Here is a 17,810-nt window from a genome sequence, read left to right as displayed (position 1 = left end):
TGCCTGGCTTCGTGGGGCCTTTGGCCCCAATCGCGGCACTGGGGCCGCTCCCACATGGACCGCGATCGCCTTTACCACCGCGGCGGGTGTAGAAGCGGCCCCCGCCGGGGCGCCGGACCGGCCGCGATTGGGCCCGCAGGGCCCATGAAACCAGCCCATTCAATACATCAGGCGCACTGCTGCCAGCCCCGCGCATCGGAGGGTGATGGGCCAGCGTTGCAGGCGCATGCTGGACCTATCCCGCCACACCCTGCCCTCACAACGAAATCGGCCGACGCCCCGCAAAGGCATGGGCCAAGGTCCCGCCGTCCACCAGCTCCAACTCCCCACCCAGCGGCACCCCGTGGGCGATACGGGTCGCCGGCAGGCCCTTCTCGGCCAGCAGCTGGGCGATGTAATGGGCGGTCGCTTCGCCTTCGACGGTAGGGTTGGTCGCCACGATCACTTCGCTGAACGTGCCCTGTTCCTCGATCCGTGCCATCAACTGCGGGATGCCGATGGCGTCCGGGCCCAGGCCGTCCAGCGGCGACAGATGGCCCTTGAGCACGAAATAGCGCCCTCGGTAGCCGGTCTGCTCCACCGCATAGACGTCCATCGGGCCTTCCACCACGCACAGCTGGGTGTCGTCGCGGCGCGGATCGGCGCACTGCGGGCACAGTTCCTGTTCGGTCAAGGTACGACACTGTCGGCAGTGCCCTACCCCTTCCATGGCCTGGGCCAACGCCTGGGACAGGCGCACGCCGCCGCTGCGGTCGCGCTCGAGCAGTTGCAGCGCCATGCGCTGGGCGGTCTTCTGGCCGACACCGGGCAAGGTTCGCAGTGCGTCGATCAGTTGGCGGATGAGAGGGCTGAAGCTCATGGGGGCAACCTGTCGGTGGTTCAGAGGGACTGCAACGAAAATGGGAGCAGCGACGCGCTGGCCGATGCTCCCACTGGACCTGACGCCGTGTCGGTCAGAACGGCATCTTGAAGCCTGGCGGCAGTTGCATGCCAGCGGTCATGCCGCCCATCTTCTCCTGGCTGTTCTGCTCGACCTTGCGCACGGCATCGTTGATGGCCGCGGCGATCAGGTCTTCGAGCACTTCCTTGTCTTCCTGCATCAGGCTGTCGTCGATGCTCAGGCGCTTGACGTCGTGACGACCGGTCATCACCACGCTGACCAGGCCGGCACCGGATTGGCCGGTCACTTCGGCATTGGCCAGTTCTTCCTGCATCTTGGCCATCTTTTCCTGCATCTGCTGAGCCTGCTTCATCAGGCCGGCCATGCCACCTTTCATCATGGGGAATTCCTCGGTTGTGTCGTGTAGGGCGGCCAGGCGTACCTGGCCACAGAGTATGCGTTCAGTGGCCCTGGGGCGCCTTGGCCTCGACCGGTTGGATGCTGTCCGATCGCACCGTCGCGCCGAACTGGCGGACCATCTGCTGGATCAATGGATCGCTTTCAATCGCCACCTCGGCCTCGCGCTGACGCTCGGCACGCTTGCGCGCCGCAGCCTGGGCAGGCGTTTCCTGCTCGGGCCGGACCAGTTCGATCTTCAACCGCAGGCTGCGGCCCAGGTGCTGGTCGAGCGCTTCGTTCAGGCGCCGCTGCTGGGTGGCGTTGAACAGCGCGCCTTGCGCCGGATCCAGGTGCAGCAACCAGTCATCGCCGTCGGCCGCCACCAGCGTACAGTTGGCGGCGATGTTGCCTGTCATCCCTGAGATAGGCAATTGTGGGAATAATTCCAGCCATTGCAAGGCCAGCCCGGTGGCCGGGCGTGCGGCGGGCGACGGTTCCGGGACGCTGGACGGCTCGGGGTCATGCACATGCTCGGCCAGTTCGTCGAGGTAGGTGAAGCCGGCCGGGTCCGTTTCGACCAGGTAGTCGTCCTCGTCGTCCGACGGCGGTTCGTCATCCCGGGTCATGCCCGCCAGGTCGTAGGCCTCGGGATCGAACGGCGGCGCGTCGTCACGCGAGGGCACTGCGTTCGTCACCGGGGCAACTGGCGGTGGGCTGGCCTGCGGGCCGGCATTGGTGCGCGGCGCAGGCGGAACCGACTCGGGCGAGGCCTCCCACGGCGGGTGGAATCCCTGGGCATCGGCAGGCGCCGGCTCAGGCACTTCGGCGGCCACGCGTGGCTTGACCGTCGGCCCTGCGACGGCCGCCAGGGGCGCGTCGGGGTCGTCGCGTTCCAGCGGCGTGGATACAGACACGGAATCGGGCTGCGGGGCCGGCACCGACGCTGGGGCAGACGGGGCGACAGCCACGGGCTCCGGGGAATCAGCCGTGGCCTGGCTGATCCCCGAGGTCTTTAGTCGGGGCGTCGGGGCATCGTCGGTGTCGGCGGGCCGGAACGCGAGCATGCGCAACAGCACCATCTCGAACCCGCCGCGAGGATCGGGCGCCAGTGGTAGGTCGCGACGGCCGATCAGGCCCATCTGGTAATAGAACTGCACGTCCTCGGCCGGCAAGGCCGAAGCCAGCGCCAGCACCTTGTCCCGGTCGCCCTGGCCATTGTCCACCGCGTCGGGCAAGGCCTGGGCGACGGCGACCCGGTGCAGCACGTTGAGCATCTCGGCCAGTACGCCGCTCCAGTCCGGCCCCTGCTCGGCCAAGGCGCGTACCGCCTCGAGCAAGGCGCGGGCATCCCCATCGAGCAGGGCCTGCAACACGCCATAGACCTGGCCATGGTCCAGCGTACCGAGCATGGCCCGCACGTCGGCGGCCAGCACCCGGCCTTCACCGAAGGCGATGGCCTGGTCGGTCAGGCTCATGGCATCGCGCATCGACCCATCGGCGGCACGGCCCAGCAGCCATAGCGCATCGGCCTCGAAAGGCACGTTCTCGGCACCGAGGACATGGGTCAGGTGCTCGACCACCCGCTCCGGGCTCATGTTCTTCAGAGAGAACTGCAGGCAGCGCGAGAGGATGGTCGCCGGCAGCTTCTGCGGGTCGGTGGTGGCGAGGATGAACTTGACGTAGGGCGGCGGCTCCTCCAACGTCTTGAGCAGCGCGTTGAACGAGTGCGTCGAGAGCATGTGCACTTCGTCGATCAGGTAGACCTTGAAGCGCCCGCGGCTCGGGGCATACTGCACGTTGTCCAGCAGTTCGCGGGTGTCCTCGACCTTGGTACGGCTGGCGGCGTCGATCTCGATCAGGTCGACGAAACGACCCTCGTCGATCTCGCGGCAGACCGAACAGGTGCCGCACGGGGTCGAAGTGATGCCGGTTTCGCAGTTCAGGCACTTGGCGATGATCCGGGCGATGGTGGTCTTGCCGACCCCTCGGGTGCCGGTGAACAGGTAGGCGTGGTGCAGGCGCTGGTTGTCCAAGGCGTTGATCAGCGCCTTGAGCACGTGCGCCTGGCCGACCATTTCGCGGAACGAGCGCGGACGCCATTTACGTGCAAGAACCTGATAACTCATGGGAAAACGCCACAGCCTGAACGAGCGGAAGAGGCGCTAATGCTAGCGGAGCGGGGGCAAAATTGCACCCTGCCCTGCACGTCTTCCTCCCAGTGGGCCAGGCCCATCCCCTTTACCCAGGGAGACCTTGGTGTGCGACGACTGCTAGCCCTCTTGATGCTGTGCGCAGCGCCCTGCCTGGCAACGACGGCGACCTTACGCATCGCGGTTTCGGAAAGCTGGAGCATGCCGCTGATGCAACTGCGCGACGATCGGCCGGTGGACGGGATTCTGTTCGAGGTGTTTCAGGCCCTGGCCGAGCGCACGGAGGTCGAGCTGGAATACCACCTCATGCCGCGGCTGCGCCTGCAACAGGCCATGCTCGAGGGTACCGTCGACCTGCAGTGCTACATGGCGCCGACCTGGCTCGAGCAGATTCCGCCCGCCTACCGCTGGAGCGTGCCTCTGTTGATCCAGCGTGATGTGCTGGTGGCCGCGCCAGGCGTGGCGACGTCGACCACCCTGGCCCAGTTGCATCAGGAAACCGTGGGCGCCGTGCTGGGCTTTCGTTACCCCGCGCTGGATACCGCCTGGCAATCCGGCGAGCTGCACCGCGAAGACAGTCGCAACCAGTTGCTGGTACTGCAAAAGCTCGAGGCCGGCCGGTTCCGCTTCGCCGTGAGCAATCAGCTGACGCTCGACTGGTACAACCGCCAACTGCCGCCGGACGAACGGTTGCAGGCACTCGATGTACTGGAAGAGGACGCGCTAGGCTGCCTGGTGCGCGACGATCCACGCCTGCCGGTGCGCGCCGTGCTCGCCGAACTCAAACGCATGAAGCGCTCGGGGGACATCGATCGGTTGATCCACCGTTACCTGGCGCGGACCGGGTCTGTCCGCGCGGACTGAACGCGGACGAGCGAACACCGCTAGCACATGCCCCTCGTGTTTGCGAGTCCCTGCCATCCGGACTATAAACGCGGATGTGAAATATTTCTATTTACACTTTTTTCACAATTGACTAGCCTTCCGTTCGCGCCGACGGCTAGGCGCCTTCGCCTTAAAGGGACGTTCACTCTCAGACTTCGACACCGCCCCATCCGAGGCGCGGGTCCGCTTGGGTTTTGCCCGGGGAATCTTTCGAGCATGAATCGCTTTGCTGTGCGCCCACTGGCGCTGCTGATTTCGCTGACCACCGCCAGTTCGCTGGCCGTCGCTGCCGACGTCATCGAACTGGACGAGAGCACGATCACGGCGCAAACCGCCGGTGTGGCCGGGCAGGCGACGACCGAGGGGACACGGTCGTATACCACGGGGTCGATGAGCACGTCGGCGGGCCTGCCGCTGTCGATTCGCGAGACGCCGCAGTCGGTGAGCGTGATCACCCGCCAGCGCATCGAGGATCAGGGGTTGAACAACCTCGATGACGTGGTCAAGGCGGCGCCTGGGGTAACGTTGCGCAGGACCGGCTCGGACCGTCGCGAATACCTGGCCCGAGGCTTCCGTATCGACAACCTGATGTACGACGGCCTGCCCACCACGGCAGGCACCTTCACCCTCGACACCTTGTCTGCTGCCGACCTGGCCATCTACGACCGCATCGAAGTCGTTCGCGGCGCGACGGGGTTGATGACCGGCGCTGGCGACCCTTCCGCGACCTTGAACCTGGTGCGCAAGCGCCCGACCGCAATCCCCCAGGCCAGTGTCACCACCAGCGCCGGCAGCTGGGACCGCTATCGCACCGAGATCGATGTCTCCAACAAGCTCAACGACAGCGGTACGCTGCGTGGGCGTGCGGTCGCGGCCTATGAAGACAACGACAGTTTCGTTGATGTACGGGGCACCAAGCGCCAGACATTCTACGGGATCCTGGAAGCCGATTTGAGCGATGCGACCACCTTCACGGTCGGTGCCTCCAAGCAACGCGAAGACAAGAAGTCCGACTGGGGCAGCCTGCCGGCAGGCCCCAATGGCGAGAACCTCGGTCTGTCGCGCTCGACCTTCCTCAGTGGTGATTGGGGCTACTGGGACCAGGACACCTATACGCTGTTCGGTGACATCACCCACACCTTCAGCAATGGCTGGAAAGGCAAGATCGCGGCGCAGAAAGTCTGGGGTGAGTCGGATACATTCTCCAACTACCTCGGTTCCACCCGGTCCGACTATGCTTACACGTCCGTTGCGGACCTGGGGACGGCCTCGGGCCACTATGTCACCGACGACGACCTGTTCAACGTCGATGCGTCGCTGGGCGGCAACTTCCAGCTGGGCGGACGCGAGCACGAATTCATGGTCGGCGTGAACCGGCGCCAGGAGAAGTACAACCAGCGAGGGGGCTATTGGGGTCTCACGCCGGTCGACATCTACCACTTCGATCCGGGCAGTATCACCAAGCCATCGCTCAGCGATCGCATCTCCTATTCCAACCATAACGTCACGACCGAGGAAGCCGCCTACGCGGTGGCACGCTTCAATCCCATCGACCCGCTGCACGTCATCGTAGGCGGTCGCGTGAGCTGGTGGGACTACGACAAGATCGGCAGCGACAGCGATTACAAGACGACTCGCGAATTCACCCCGTACGCCGGCGTGATCTACGACTTCAACGATACCTACTCGGCCTACGCCAGCTACACCGAAATCTTCAAACCGCAGGACCAGCAGGACACCGGTGGGTCCGTACTCGAGCCCATGACAGGCAAGAGCTACGAAGTGGGTCTGAAGGCCGCCTACCTGGACGGCGCTCTGAACGCTTCGGCAGCGCTGTTCGAGACCAACCAGGAAAACCGCGCCTACGCCATCGCCAACCAGCCGGCAACGTGTCAGGCGACGCAGCGCACCTGCTACGAAGCCGCTGGCGAAGTCCGCAGTCGCGGTATCGACACCGAATTGAGCGGTGCGATCACGCCCAACTGGAACTTCTCCGCCTCCTACACTTATGTCATGAGCGAGTACGTCAAGGACAAGACCTACCAAGGCAGCCGGTTTGCGCCCAACCAGCCCAAGCACCTGTTCAAGGCGGTCACGTCCTACAACCTCACGGGCGACCTGAACAAATGGCGCATCGGGGCAGACGTCTTCGCCCAGAGCAGCACCTACGAGCGTGTCGGTCTTGGCCATGCCGAACAGGACAGCTACGCCGTGGTCGGCCTGATGGCAGGCTACCGCTTCGACGAGCACTGGGACGGCCGAGTCAACCTCAATAACGTGTTCGACGAAAAGTATTGGCAGGGCATCCCGACCGGTACTGGCCAGGGCGTCTACGGTGACCCTCGCAACGTGATGTTCAGCCTGAAATGGACCCTGTGATCGGCCTGAGCGGCTGATCCACGGCCCACCCCCTGGCAGCGGCGAATCCGTAGCGCTGCCAGGGCATGGAGCATCCCGTCACGCCGCCGCCACCCAGGCAGTCGCGTACAACCCCGCCCCGAACAACAGGTGCGTCATCAGGCTCCGTGCGCAACTGCGCCAAGGTGTCGCCGTACGCCGTGCGAATACCCCCAGCCCCATCGCCGGCTGCATCACGCACAGCGGCACCAGCACCGTCAGCGCACCGAACGCCAGCGCGACCCCGAGCGTCGGCTGCACGCGCCACCCTGCCCCGACCAGTGCCAGGAACAGGCCGGCGAACAGGATGCCCACCGCATAGTGAAGCCCCCAGCCCCATGCCCGCTCGCACCTGACGGGTGAGGCTTGCCCGATGGCCTGATGACGCCACCGTCCTCGCAGTCCATGCCCTGCCCACCGCCCCAGCAAGGCGTAGTCCAAGGTGCGGACACCCAGGCGGCGCAGCAGCCACGCCCACAGGTCCATGACCAGCGTGGCGCCGATGCCGACGTACAGTGCAGCGAGTGTGAAAGCCGTGATGTTCATGGCACGTGATCCTTGCGTATCGATGAGGTACCACGCAGCATGGAAGTTGAAGTCAACTTCAAGTCAAGGGGCTTTTCATGGACATTGCAGACGTCGCCAAACGCACTGGCGTCCCGGCCTCGACGTTGCGCTATTACGAGAAGAAAGGCCTGATTCGGTCGCTGGCCGAGCCAGGGCAGCGCCGCCAGTTCCCGGCCGATGTCATCGACCGTCTGGCGCTGATTGCCCTGGGCCAGGCGGCGGGGTTTTCCCTCGAGGACATCGACGGCCTGCTTGGCCAGCCTCGGATCGACCGGCAGCAACTGGTCGCCAAGGCCCTGGAACTGGAGGCAACGGCCAGACGGTTGATGGCCTTGGGCAAAGGCCTTCGCTATGCCGCCGAGTGCCCGGTGCAGGACCACCTGAGCTGCCCGACCTTTCAGCGGTTGCTGAAGGTGTCGGCTGATGCGGTGCGGGTGAGGAAGCGTCGGTAGATCGAGCGCGAGCGTGGTGGCACTCCATGGCGATCACGGGCACGTCCCGTGAATGGATGTCAGTGCAGGTTGGCCTGACCCTCGGAGTGGCTGATTTCATGGGCCCTGCGGGCCCAATCGCGGCCGGTCCGGCGCCCCGGCGGGGGCCGCTCCGACACCCGCCGCAGTGGTGCATGCGATCACGGTCCATGAGCGGCCCCTGTGCCGCGATCGGGCCCGCAGGGCCCGCAAACCCACCCAACGCGGTAGCACATGCCTCAACGCCTGTGGCAGCGAGCTTACTCGCGATGAGGCTGCCACCATGCCTGCCAGACCCGCCCTGCCCTTCAGTAACCGTGCGCCCCCCGGTGATTGCTGGCATGAAACCCGATCCACTCCTGCAAGTCGTACGGCAGATACAACCGATGCTTGGCCCGGGAGATCCCGATGTAGATCGCACAGATCCGGTGGTCGAACTCGTAGGCATCCTTGAACGGCACGGTGGTGAGCAACCCCGGCGTCAGCAGCACCTGGTCGAACTCCCAGCCTCCGGCCTCCTCCGCCATCAACAACAGGCAGCTCGATGCCTCGTCGCTGATCACCCGGTCGAGCGCCGTCACGTCGGCCACGCGCAAGCCCTGTTCCAGCTCATCCTGCACCCACAGGAACGACTCATCGAACCGATGGGCCTCGCGCACCCGATGCCAGTCGGTCATTTCGGCAAAGGCCGGGTGGCGCTCGGCACGCCCGGTCTCGCCATACACGTCCGGGCGGAACAGCCGGACGGCGCTCTCCATGAACCACTTCAGGTCGTCCTCGGCGCGCTTTTCGAGAAAACCGAAGCCACACTGCTGGCGGCACAGCTCCAAGGCCCAGCGCATGCTGTCCCAGCGCGAGCCGGTCAACACCACGCAGCCGGCCGGGGGCGTGAAGCGCTCGGGGTAGAGCTCCACGCGCACGTCGGCATCGCGCGCGCCCTCGAACGGCAAACGGGGCTGGTGCGAGTGCAGCGAGATCAACGGATTGACCAGCGCCTCGACCTTGCGGCCGGAGCGCACTGAGTAGCTCACATCGCTCTGCCGCACTCGCCGCTCGCGCTTGACCACCGGACCGCTGGCCTTCTGGTACTCGTCGCCCAGGGTCACCAGCACCTGGCGTCCACGCTCGATGATCTGCAACAGCGGCGGCGGGATGTCCTGGCTTTCGTCAATGATCACGTGGGTGAAACGCGGTGGCACCTGGCAGCCGGCCAGGCTGGCGCGCTTGATCAGCAGCAGCATCTCGAACCCCGTGCGCGGTGCCCACTGCGGGTGCGCGTCCAGCCAGGTCCAGACCCGGCTGGCCTGCTCGAGCAGCACCTGCGCCTCGACCGGTGTCAGGGCCTGCTGGAAGACCGGCAGGTGGGCGTTGCACAGCGCCCGGTCCCACGAGTCGCAGTAGCGCGCCAGCACGACCAGACAGATGTCCAGCGCCTGTATCGGTCCGTATCCCCGGAATCCATGGATCGACAACTCATCGCACACGGCCGCCTTGGTCGCGAGTCGCGCCGTGCTTCTTACGGTGCGGGCGCCACGTGGCGCGGCCTGCACGGTCTCGGCGAACGCCTTGAAGCTCAGGCCGGGCAGCTTGCCCTTGCCCCCCAGACGCCGCCGCAAGGCTTCGAGCTTCTTGTCGGTGCGCGCTAGGGCCAGGGTACGCCCCGGCCGCAGGCAGTCCACCAGGGCGCCGAGCAGGTGGCTCTTGCCCACCCCGGCGTAGCCTTGCACGTGCAGGTGCTCGTCGAGGTTGGCGCGGAAGGTGCGTACCAGCCGGTCCTGCGCCGAACTCAGCCAGCGCTCGCGCCCGCGGGCGGTGATCATCTGGCTGGCGAACGGATGGTGACGGTGGAAGTGTCGGGCCTTGTAGTGCACGTCCCAGCGGCCATCGGGCAGCAGGTATTCCTGCGCCGTCACCTCCTCCGCCTCGAGCAACCGCAGGCCCAGGCCGTCGAGCAGGCCCAGGCCGAAGTAGAGCTTGCGCGCATCGAACAGCCGCTGCGCTTCGCTCAACAGGTGGGGCCCGGTGTCCGACGTGCGCGCCTGCTGCCAGGCCAGCAGCTTGGCCAGGATCTTCTCCGCGCCGCCGGCACTGCCCCCCTGCTCACCGGCCTGTGCCAGGTGCTGGATCACCAGCAACGCGGCCAGTTCCGGGTCGCTGAGCGCTGCCAGGCCCGCCACGCCATCGTCGTCGAGCAGCTGCTGGCAGCAGGCTTCGGCAATGGGCAGGTAGACGGGGCTGGAGAGGTCGTAATGTTCCGGTTGCATGGGGTCTCGTGGTGTGGGCGATGGGACGTGGTGTCACTGTGGATCGGGGTCTTCAAGGTCGTCCTGCCTGACAGGACGGTTGGCCAGCAGTTTGGAGGCCGCCAGTTGGGCGACCACGCGCTGCGCCGGATTGGCCGGTGCGGGCCGCTGACGGACGTCGCGCAGCAGGTGGGCATCGATCAGCCGTTGGCGCACGGTCGTGGCCGGCAGGGATAACGTCCTGCCGAGGTCGGCGATGATACGTTGCGCGGTCTCGATGTTGTAGGGTTCGTCGTCGACATAGATCACGCCATGGCCACGCCACTTCACGTCATACGCGGCCAGCAGCGGCATCAAATGCTGGGCGAGGGCCTCGTCCGACAGGTGTGGCGCAGCAGGTTGGCCGGTGACGCCTGGTGCGGGCGTGTCCGTGGTGGGAGGGGTCGAATCATTCATCGGAAAGGCCTTTGCGCTGGAGCTCGAAGCGGTAGTCACCGAGGGTACCGCCCATCCGGCCGGTGAGCGAATGCCCCGTGGCACCGCCCAGCTTGCCGTCGAGTTCGTGCAGTGCGGTCTGGATCAAGGCGCGAAGGTCGTCGACGTTGGCGGCAGAGACGTCCAGCCGCAGATCGAGCCGGTGGCGACCTTGCCCAGGTGCAGGTTTGCTCAGCGGGGGTGACGCCTGCGCGGGCTCGACCGGATCGGGCACGTCTGCCGTCGGCGTGCTCCCTTGGGCGGCGTGCAGGATGCGCTCATGCTCTTCATCCATTTCATCCAGCACCCATGACAATTCCAGGGTGCGCTCCGGAGACGCCTGCATCTGATCCTTGATGGCCAGACGCCGAGCCTGCCATTCCCGAATGCGCTCCGCGATGAGCGGGTCGACTTGATCCACGGTTACCACCCCTGACGCGTTGACGAACACCACCGACGAGTAGGCACTAGGATGCCGGCAGGATCAAGCGGTGCAAGGATTCAAAATGTGCAACGACGGCCGAGCGAGCTGATGCGTCTGCACTACGCCACATGTGTCATGAGCACGGCTAAAGGGTCTGTGAAATCCATTCAGTTCCGCTCCCTCCACCCCGCACCTACCATACGACCGACTGGCAGGGCCTGCAGCTATTGGAGCGAGACGACCGATCATGACGTGCACCGACTTCCGTTTTTCCATCACGACTTTGGGTTTCGACGAACACTACCGTCCCTCCTCCACGACCCGAGTGACGACCAACTTCGCCAACCTGGCACGGGGCGAACGTCGCCAGGAAAACCTGCGCAACACGTTGCGCATGATCGACAACCGCTTCAACGCCCTGGCGCAGTGGGACAATCCCGAGGGAGACCGCTACGCCCTCGAACTCGACATCGTCTCCGTCGACATGCACCTGGCCACTGCACAGGACAACCCCGCACTGCCCTTGATCGAGATGCTGAAAACTACCGTGCTCGACCGCCAGACCGGTGAGCGCAGCGCAGGCATGGTCGGCAACAACTTCTCGTCCTACCTGCGCGACTACGATTTCAGTATCGTGCTGCCCGCGCAGGCCCAGCGCGCGTCGACTGCCCACCCGCCTGCCCACTTCGGCGAACTGCACGGCAAGCTCTTCAAGTGCTTCATCCAGTCGAGCACGTACCGCGCGCACTTCGACAAACCGCCGGTCATCTGCCTGAGCGTGTCGAGCAGCAAGACGTACTACCGCACCGACAAGCACCACCCCGTGCTGGGCTTGGAGTATCAACAGGACGCTCCCTCACTGACCGATGCGTATTTCGCGAAGATGGGCTTGCAGGTGCGCTACTTCATGCCGCCCAACAGCGTCGCCCCCCTGGCGTTCTATTTCATGGGCGATCTGCTGGCGGATTATTCCAACCTGGAACTGATCAGCACCATCAGCACCATGGACACCTTCCAGAAGATCTACCGCCCCGAGCTCTACAACGCCAATTCGGCGGCCGGCAAGGTCTACCGGCCCACCTTGCAGCACCAGGACTACTCCCTGACGCGCATCGTCTACGACCGCGAAGAACGCAGCCGGCTGGCCGTCGAACAAGCCCGTTTCGTCGAAGCGCACTTCATCACGCCTTACCACGCCATCCTCGAGCAGTGGTCGGCGAACTACACCGTTTGATTCACGCGGCACATCAGGTCATTTCTCATGAAAACGTTGTTACCCACCTCCACCGCCGGCAGCCTGCCCAAACCGTCCTGGCTCGCCCACCCCGAAACGCTCTGGTCACCCTGGAAGCTGCACGGCGAGGCGCTGACCGAAGGCAAGCAGGATGCCCTGCGCCTGGCGCTGCTGGAACAGCAACGGACAGGCATCGACATCGTCAGCGACGGTGAGCAGACCCGTCAGCATTTCGTCACCACCTTTCTCGAACACCTCGACGGCGTCGATTTCGAAAAACGCGAGACGGTCAGGATCCGCGACCGCTACGAGGCCAGCGTGCCGACGGTCGTCGGGGCCGTCGCGCGCCGCGCGCCAGTGTTCGTGGAAGACGCCGCCTTCTTGCGTCGACACACCGACCAGCCCATCAAATGGGCCCTGCCCGGCCCGATGACCCTGATCGACACGCTGTACGACAGCCATTACAAGAGCCGCGAACACCTGGCCTGGGAGTTCGCCACGATCCTCAACCAGGAAGCCCGCGCGCTGCAGGCGGCGGGCGTGGACATCATTCAGTTCGACGAACCGGCGTTCAACGTGTTCTTCGACGAGGTGAACGACTGGGGCGTCGCGGCCCTGGAGCGGGCCGTCGAAGGGCTCACCTGCGAAACGGCCGTGCACATCTGCTACGGCTACGGCATCCAGGCCAACACCGACTGGAAAAAGACCCTGGGCCGCGAATGGCGGCAGTACGAAGACGTCTTCCCCAGGCTGCAGGCCTCCAGCCTCGATATCGTCTCGCTGGAATGCCACAACTCGCACGTACCCATGGACCTGCTCGAACTCATTCGTGGCAAGAAGGTGATGGTGGGCGCCATCGACGTGGCGAATCCAGCCATCGAGACGCCTGAAGCGGTGGCCGACACACTGCGCAAGGCGCTCCAGTTCGTCGACGCGAACAACCTATACCCCTGCACCAACTGCGGCATGGCACCGTTGCCCCGCGCCGTGGCGCAAGGCAAGCTGCGGGCCTTGAGCGCAGGCGCGGACATCGTGCGCCGCGAGCTGTCGGCCCGATGAAGGCACACGCGAGCGTAGCCCGTCGCCCATGATCGACTTGAGGCACCTGCGCACCCTCCACACCCTGCGCGAGACCGACAGCCTGCCCCTGGCCGCCGAGCGCCTGCACCTGACGCAGTCGGCGCTGTCGCACCAGTTCCGCGAGCTGGAGAGCCGCCTGGGCCTGCCCGTGTTCGTGCGCAAGTCCAAGCCCGTGCGCTTCACCACCGCAGGCCTGAAGCTGCTGCAACTGGCCGACCAGGTCCTGCCGCTGATCCGCACGACCGAACGCAGCCTGGGCAAGCTGGCCGGAGGCATCGCCGACCGGCTGCACATCGCCATCGAATGCCACAGCTGCTATCAATGGCTGATGCCGTCACTGGACGCCTTTCGCAGCGACTGGCCGGAGGTCGAACTGGACCTGGCCTCGGGATGGTCGTTCGCGCCGCTGCCGGCCCTGGCACGGGGCGACCTCGACTTGGTCGTCACCTCCGACCCGGTGAGCCTGCCGGGCGTCACCTACATCCCCCTGTTCGGGTACGAAGCGCTGCTGACCCTCGACAAGCACCATGCACTGCGCGATAGACCGTACCTGGAACCTGCCGACCTCGCCGGGCAGACCTTGATCACATACCCCATCGAACGCGACCGCCTGGACATCTTCACCCGCTTTCTGGATCCGGCCGATGTCGAGCCGGCACAGGTCCGCACGGCGGAGATGACGGTCATGATGATGCAGCTGGTCGCCAGTGGCCGTGGGGTGTGCTGCTTGCCGAACTGGGCGGTGCATGAATACAGCGCACGGGGGTATGTGATGGCCAAGCGGCTGGGGAAGGAGGGGTTGCAGGCGACACTGTTCGCGGGGGTGCGCAGCGATATGCTGGAGATGGCGTATATGCGAGATTTCTTGCTGACGGCGAAGGATATTTCGTTTGCGCGGTTGGAGGGGGTGCATAAGTCAGTGGGCGGGGTGTGAGCCTGTATCGACGTCTGGCTTGAGCAGAGTACCGCTTGGCATTGAGAAATGTCTTACGGGAAGCGGATGCCAATCCTCAGACACGCCGCGTGGCGGCTTCGTAAACTTCATCGTCGCGCCTGGCCCCGACACACAGCACCAGGACGATCTCATTACCTCTTATGCGATAAACGATACGAACATCACCTGTGCGTATACGGCGGCACCCAGCCAATATGCCCCGTAGCGGCTTGCCGAGCTTGTCGGGCTCACCCTCGGCAATGCGCGTTCTCACCACTTTGAGGATTCGCCTTGCTTCCGCAGTACCGAGCTGTAGAAGATCGTCGTGTACAGCAGGATGAAAGGTGACGTTCCAGCTCATAGGCTCACGACCTGAAACAGGCCTCCATGTCTTCAAGGCTGACAGTGTTACTTTCGTCCAAACTGAGTAACCGCTCGGAGGCCAAACGATCGGCACGAAGGTCTTCGAGCTCATCCTGCAGGGATTGATAAGCTTCGACGCCTATCAGTACCGCTGCGGGCTCATTGTCCTTGAAAATGACGAGATGGGTAGTCTCTCCACTGGTGACATCCTTCAGACGCGCGCCGAAGGTTCTAGCCATTGCAGTAGCAGATACGGCCTGTTCAGCTCTGGTCAATAGCGATGCCATGCTGTTCTCCTGCTTCTTGGTTCAACGTGACAGGTAGACCTGTTCACTTCCTGCCCGTAAACGAGACACCTAGACATGACGAGTCATGATGTCACGCATCAAAGCTCGCTCAATCATACACAACATGATGCGTAGATCAATGATAGGCGGGGCTGTGATTGAAGCATCCAGAACACATACTCGCTCTTGCCAATACGCATGGAGTACCTGGCTGCAGAGCACATAATGCAGCATCCTCCACCCATGGCAATGCACGACAGTAAGCTCAGCGCACACTGACCATGAAGTCGCTGTCAATGGAAGGATGTTCTATTTGCAACGCTAGAGCGCATCACTACGGTAGCAGCATCGACTGATCAGCGCTGGCGCTCGAGCGTAAAGCTCAGCAGGCTTGGCAACGATGCCGTCGGAGGCGTTTGGAGAATCCTTGGGAATTCAAGGAATTGCGTAATGGAGGCAGCCCCACCAGCCACACCCCGGCACACGATGTTCCCGCCATGGCTGCTCCCTTCCGGGCCTGACCAGGTTAACGGGTAATCGTTGCGGAGGGACCGGTAGGGCCACCACGACGCCACTTGTCATGTGACAAGCGGCGCCATTGTACCGCGCTGGGCAGAACTTACAACCTCTGTCTCACGAAAAACCCATCATTTCTCAATGACTTGTCGCGCAGGCTCGTCAAACGGCGATGCCCTGCCCTTCCAGGAAGCGCACGAAGGCGTCCTCGTCGAGCACCTCCAGGCCCAGTTCGTTGGCCTTGGTCAGCTTCGAGCCGGCGCCGGGGCCGGCGACCACGCAGTGGGTCTTGCCGGACACCGACCCGGACACCTTGGCCCCCAGGCGTTCGAGCGTGTCCTTGGCCACGTCGCGGCTCATGCGCTCGAGCGAGCCGGTCAGCACCCAGGTCTGTCCGGCCAGGGGCAGGCCTTCGGCGGTCTTCTTCTCGCTCGCCCAGTGCATGCCGAAGTCGCGCAGCTGCGCTTCGAGAGCACGGGCCAGGCGCTGGTTGGCTTCGTCGCGGAAGAAGGCGCGCACGGCGTCGGCCTGGCGGGTGTTGAGCACCTGGCGAAGGTCAATGCCATCGGCCTCGATGATCTTGTCCAGGCTGTCGAAGCGGGCCACCAGTTTTTCAGCGCCGGTCGGACCGACCGAGGCGATGTCGAGCTTGGCGATCAGGCCGGCCAGGCGGGTGCTGGCGGCGAACTCGGCGCCCAGCTCGCCCTCGTCCTGAAGCGTGAGGCCGCAGTCGAGCAGTTGCTGGATGACGCTGCGGTTGTGCTCGTCGTCGAAGAAGTTGTGAATCTCGTGGGCGACCTCCAGGCCGATGTCCGGCAGGTAGGTGAGCACCTGGGGCAAGGCGGCCTGGACGCGCGCGAGGCTCCCCAGGGAGCGGGCCAGGACCTTGGCGGTCTCTTCGCCGACGTCCGGGATGCCCAGGGCGTAGATGAAGCGCGCCAGGCTCGGGCGCTTGCTGGCCTCGATCGCCGCCAGCAGCTTGTTGCTGGAGACTTCGGCGAAGCCTTCGAGGGCCACCACCTGGTCGAAGGTCAGGCGGTACAGGTCGGCGGGCGAGCGGATCAGGTGCTGGTCGACCAGTTGCTCGACGCTCTTCTCGCCCAAGCCATCGATGTCCATGGCGCGGCGCGACACGTAGTGGATGATCGCCTGCTTGAGCTGGGCGGCGCAGGCCAGGCGGCCGACGCAGCGGTACACCGCGCCTTCGCTGGTGGTCTCGCGGCCCTTGCTGCGCTTGACCAGCTGGGTACGCTCGACCTGGGCGCCACACACCGGGCACTGCTCGGGCACGTGCACCGGGCGGGCATCTTCGGGGCGGCGTTCGGTGACCACCTGCATGACCTGCGGGATCACGTCGCCCGCGCGGCGGATGATCACACTGTCGCCGATCATCAGGCCCAGACGGCCGATCTCGTCCATGTTGTGCAAGGTGGCGTTGGACACGGTGACGCCGGCGACCTTGACCGGCTTGAGCCGGGCCACGGGGGTGACCGCGCCGGTACGGCCGACCTGGAACTCGACGTCGAGCACGTCGGTGATCTCTTCGAGCGCCGGGAACTTGTGGGCCAGGGCCCAGCGCGGCTCGCGCGAGCGGAAGCCCAGTTCGCGCTGGGAGGCCAGGCTGTTGACCTTGAACACCACGCCGTCGATCTCGTACGGCAAGTCGTTACGCCGCGCGCCGATGTCATGGTAGTAGGCCAGGCACTCGTCGATGCCGGCGGCATGGCGCAGTTCGCGACTGATCGGCAGGCCCCAGGTCTTGAGGGTCTCGAGGGTCTCGATGTGGCTGTCGGCGACCGGGGCCGAGGTGTGGCCGACGCCGTAGCAGCAGAATTCCAGGGGCCGGCTGGCGGTGATCTTCGAGTCGAGCTGGCGCAGGCTGCCGGCGGCGGCGTTGCGCGGGTTGGCGAAGGTCTTGCCGCCGATCTCGGCCTGGCTGGCGTTGAGCCGCTCGAAGCCGGCCTTGCTCATGTACACCTCGCCGCGCACCTCCAGCTCGGCCGGCCAGCCGCTGCCGTGCAGCTTGAGCGGGATGTTGCGCACGGTGCGCACGTTGGCGCTGATGTCTTCGCCGGTGGTGCCGTCGCCACGGGTGGCCCCCTGCACCAGCTGCCCATCGCGGTAGAGCAGGCTGACCGCCAGGCCGTCGAGCTTCGGCTCGCAGCTGTAGTCGACGGCCGAGCCGGCGTTGGGCAGGTCCAGGCCGCTGACCACGCGCCGGTCGAACTCGCGCAGGTCGCTTTCCTCGAAGGCGTTGCCCAGGCTGAGCATGGGGATCTGGTGGCGGATCTGGCTGAACGCAGCCAGCGCCTGGCCGCCGACGCGCTGGGTCGGGGAATCGGCGGTGACCAAGTCAGGGTGCTCGGCCTCGAGCGCCTTGAGTTCGTTGAACAGGCGATCGTATTCGGCATCGGGCACGCTGGGCTCGTCGAGCACGTAGTAGCGGTAGTTGTGCTGGGCGATGGCGTCACGCAGTTCGAGGATTCTGGAGTCGGCGGTCATGTCTA

The 17,810-nt window shown here is 65.0% G+C and carries 16 protein-coding genes and 1 other RNA gene; 6 read left to right on the top strand and 11 right to left on the bottom strand.

Annotation, left to right across the window (positions count from 1 at the left end; genetic code table 11):
* Positions 1 to 256 precede the first annotated feature (256 nt).
* The 3 genes from recR to dnaX all read right to left on the bottom strand — a co-directional run bounded on the left by recR (position 257) and on the right by dnaX (position 3,405).
* Complete coding sequence (gene recR, locus G7007_RS07005; RefSeq protein WP_181100279.1) at positions 257 to 859, bottom strand: recombination mediator RecR; 603 nt, start codon at positions 857 to 859, stop codon at positions 257 to 259.
* 94 nt (positions 860 to 953) lie between these two features.
* On the bottom strand, positions 954 to 1,280 hold the full coding sequence (locus G7007_RS07000) for a YbaB/EbfC family nucleoid-associated protein (protein ID WP_060394327.1): 327 nt from the start codon (positions 1,278 to 1,280) through the stop codon (positions 954 to 956).
* Between the two features lie 61 nt (positions 1,281 to 1,341).
* Positions 1,342 to 3,405: a DNA polymerase III subunit gamma/tau gene (dnaX, locus tag G7007_RS06995; RefSeq protein WP_181100278.1), complete on the bottom strand. Its 2,064-nt coding sequence runs from the start codon at positions 3,403 to 3,405 to the stop codon at positions 1,342 to 1,344.
* Between the two features lie 225 nt (positions 3,406 to 3,630).
* On the opposite strand from dnaX, the gene G7007_RS06990 reads away from it, so the two are divergent.
* Together G7007_RS06990 and G7007_RS06985 are read left to right on the top strand one after the other, a co-directional pair.
* Entirely contained in the window at positions 3,631 to 4,293 is a 663-nt protein-coding gene (locus G7007_RS06990) for a substrate-binding periplasmic protein (protein ID WP_375139480.1), read from the top strand.
* A gap of 237 nt (positions 4,294 to 4,530) precedes the next feature.
* Positions 4,531 to 6,693, top strand: coding sequence for a TonB-dependent siderophore receptor (locus tag G7007_RS06985; RefSeq protein WP_258198505.1), 2,163 nt, complete (start codon positions 4,531 to 4,533; stop codon positions 6,691 to 6,693).
* Between the two features lie 78 nt (positions 6,694 to 6,771).
* Here the strand turns inward: G7007_RS06985 and G7007_RS06980 are convergent, their stop codons facing one another.
* Complete coding sequence (locus G7007_RS06980) at positions 6,772 to 7,257, bottom strand: DUF2938 domain-containing protein (protein ID WP_181100272.1); 486 nt, start codon at positions 7,255 to 7,257, stop codon at positions 6,772 to 6,774.
* Between the two features lie 77 nt (positions 7,258 to 7,334).
* On the opposite strand from G7007_RS06980, the gene G7007_RS06975 reads away from it, so the two are divergent.
* The gene (locus tag G7007_RS06975) at positions 7,335 to 7,730 is read left to right on the top strand and encodes a helix-turn-helix domain-containing protein (protein ID WP_181100270.1); all 396 of its coding nucleotides are present in this window, start codon (positions 7,335 to 7,337) and stop codon (positions 7,728 to 7,730) included.
* A gap of 326 nt (positions 7,731 to 8,056) precedes the next feature.
* Here G7007_RS06975 and G7007_RS06970 read toward each other — a convergent pair whose 3' ends face one another.
* Genes G7007_RS06970 through G7007_RS06960 form a run of 3 tightly spaced genes read right to left on the bottom strand, consistent with a single transcriptional unit; the run spans position 8,057 to position 10,886 of the window.
* Positions 8,057 to 10,012: a hypothetical protein gene (locus tag G7007_RS06970; RefSeq protein WP_181100268.1), complete on the bottom strand. Its 1,956-nt coding sequence runs from the start codon at positions 10,010 to 10,012 to the stop codon at positions 8,057 to 8,059.
* A gap of 33 nt (positions 10,013 to 10,045) precedes the next feature.
* Complete coding sequence (locus G7007_RS06965) at positions 10,046 to 10,447, bottom strand: hypothetical protein (RefSeq protein WP_181100266.1); 402 nt, start codon at positions 10,445 to 10,447, stop codon at positions 10,046 to 10,048.
* On the bottom strand, positions 10,440 to 10,886 hold the full coding sequence (locus tag G7007_RS06960) for a hypothetical protein (RefSeq protein WP_181100264.1): 447 nt from the start codon (positions 10,884 to 10,886) through the stop codon (positions 10,440 to 10,442). Before G7007_RS06960 ends, G7007_RS06965 begins: the two co-directional genes overlap by 8 nt.
* Positions 10,887 to 11,136: 250 nt before the next feature.
* Between G7007_RS06960 and G7007_RS06955 the strand changes: the two genes are divergently transcribed.
* From G7007_RS06955 to G7007_RS06945, 3 genes are read left to right on the top strand one after another with little or no spacing between them, the layout of a single operon-like run.
* Positions 11,137 to 12,123 (top strand): DUF1852 domain-containing protein, encoded by a 987-nt coding sequence (locus G7007_RS06955; RefSeq protein ID WP_181100262.1) that lies wholly within the window; start codon positions 11,137 to 11,139, stop codon positions 12,121 to 12,123.
* A 27-nt stretch (positions 12,124 to 12,150) separates the two neighbouring features.
* The gene (locus G7007_RS06950; protein WP_181100260.1) at positions 12,151 to 13,182 is read left to right on the top strand and encodes a methionine synthase; all 1,032 of its coding nucleotides are present in this window, start codon (positions 12,151 to 12,153) and stop codon (positions 13,180 to 13,182) included.
* A gap of 28 nt (positions 13,183 to 13,210) precedes the next feature.
* A complete protein-coding gene (locus tag G7007_RS06945; protein WP_181100258.1) occupies positions 13,211 to 14,137 on the top strand; it encodes a LysR family transcriptional regulator in 927 nt (308 codons plus the stop codon).
* Between the two features lie 76 nt (positions 14,138 to 14,213).
* Here the strand turns inward: G7007_RS06945 and G7007_RS06940 are convergent, their stop codons facing one another.
* The 4 genes from G7007_RS06940 to ligA form a co-directional block, all read right to left on the bottom strand.
* Positions 14,214 to 14,498, bottom strand: a complete 285-nt coding sequence (locus G7007_RS06940) for a type II toxin-antitoxin system RelE family toxin (protein WP_181100256.1) — start codon at positions 14,496 to 14,498, stop codon at positions 14,214 to 14,216.
* Positions 14,499 to 14,502: 4 nt separating this feature from the next.
* On the bottom strand, positions 14,503 to 14,739 hold the full coding sequence (locus G7007_RS06935; RefSeq protein WP_181100303.1) for a type II toxin-antitoxin system Phd/YefM family antitoxin: 237 nt from the start codon (positions 14,737 to 14,739) through the stop codon (positions 14,503 to 14,505).
* A 508-nt stretch (positions 14,740 to 15,247) separates the two neighbouring features.
* Positions 15,248 to 15,344, bottom strand: an RNA gene (gene ffs / locus G7007_RS06930) — signal recognition particle sRNA small type.
* Between the two features lie 121 nt (positions 15,345 to 15,465).
* Entirely contained in the window at positions 15,466 to 17,805 is a 2,340-nt protein-coding gene (ligA, locus tag G7007_RS06925; protein WP_181100254.1) for an NAD-dependent DNA ligase LigA, read from the bottom strand.
* Positions 17,806 to 17,810: the final 5 nt, after the last annotated feature.

Source organism: Pseudomonas entomophila (assembly GCF_013523125.1).
GTDB classification, from domain to species: domain Bacteria; phylum Pseudomonadota; class Gammaproteobacteria; order Pseudomonadales; family Pseudomonadaceae; genus Aquipseudomonas; species Aquipseudomonas entomophila_B.
This window is presented reverse-complemented; position numbering and strand designations above follow the sequence as displayed.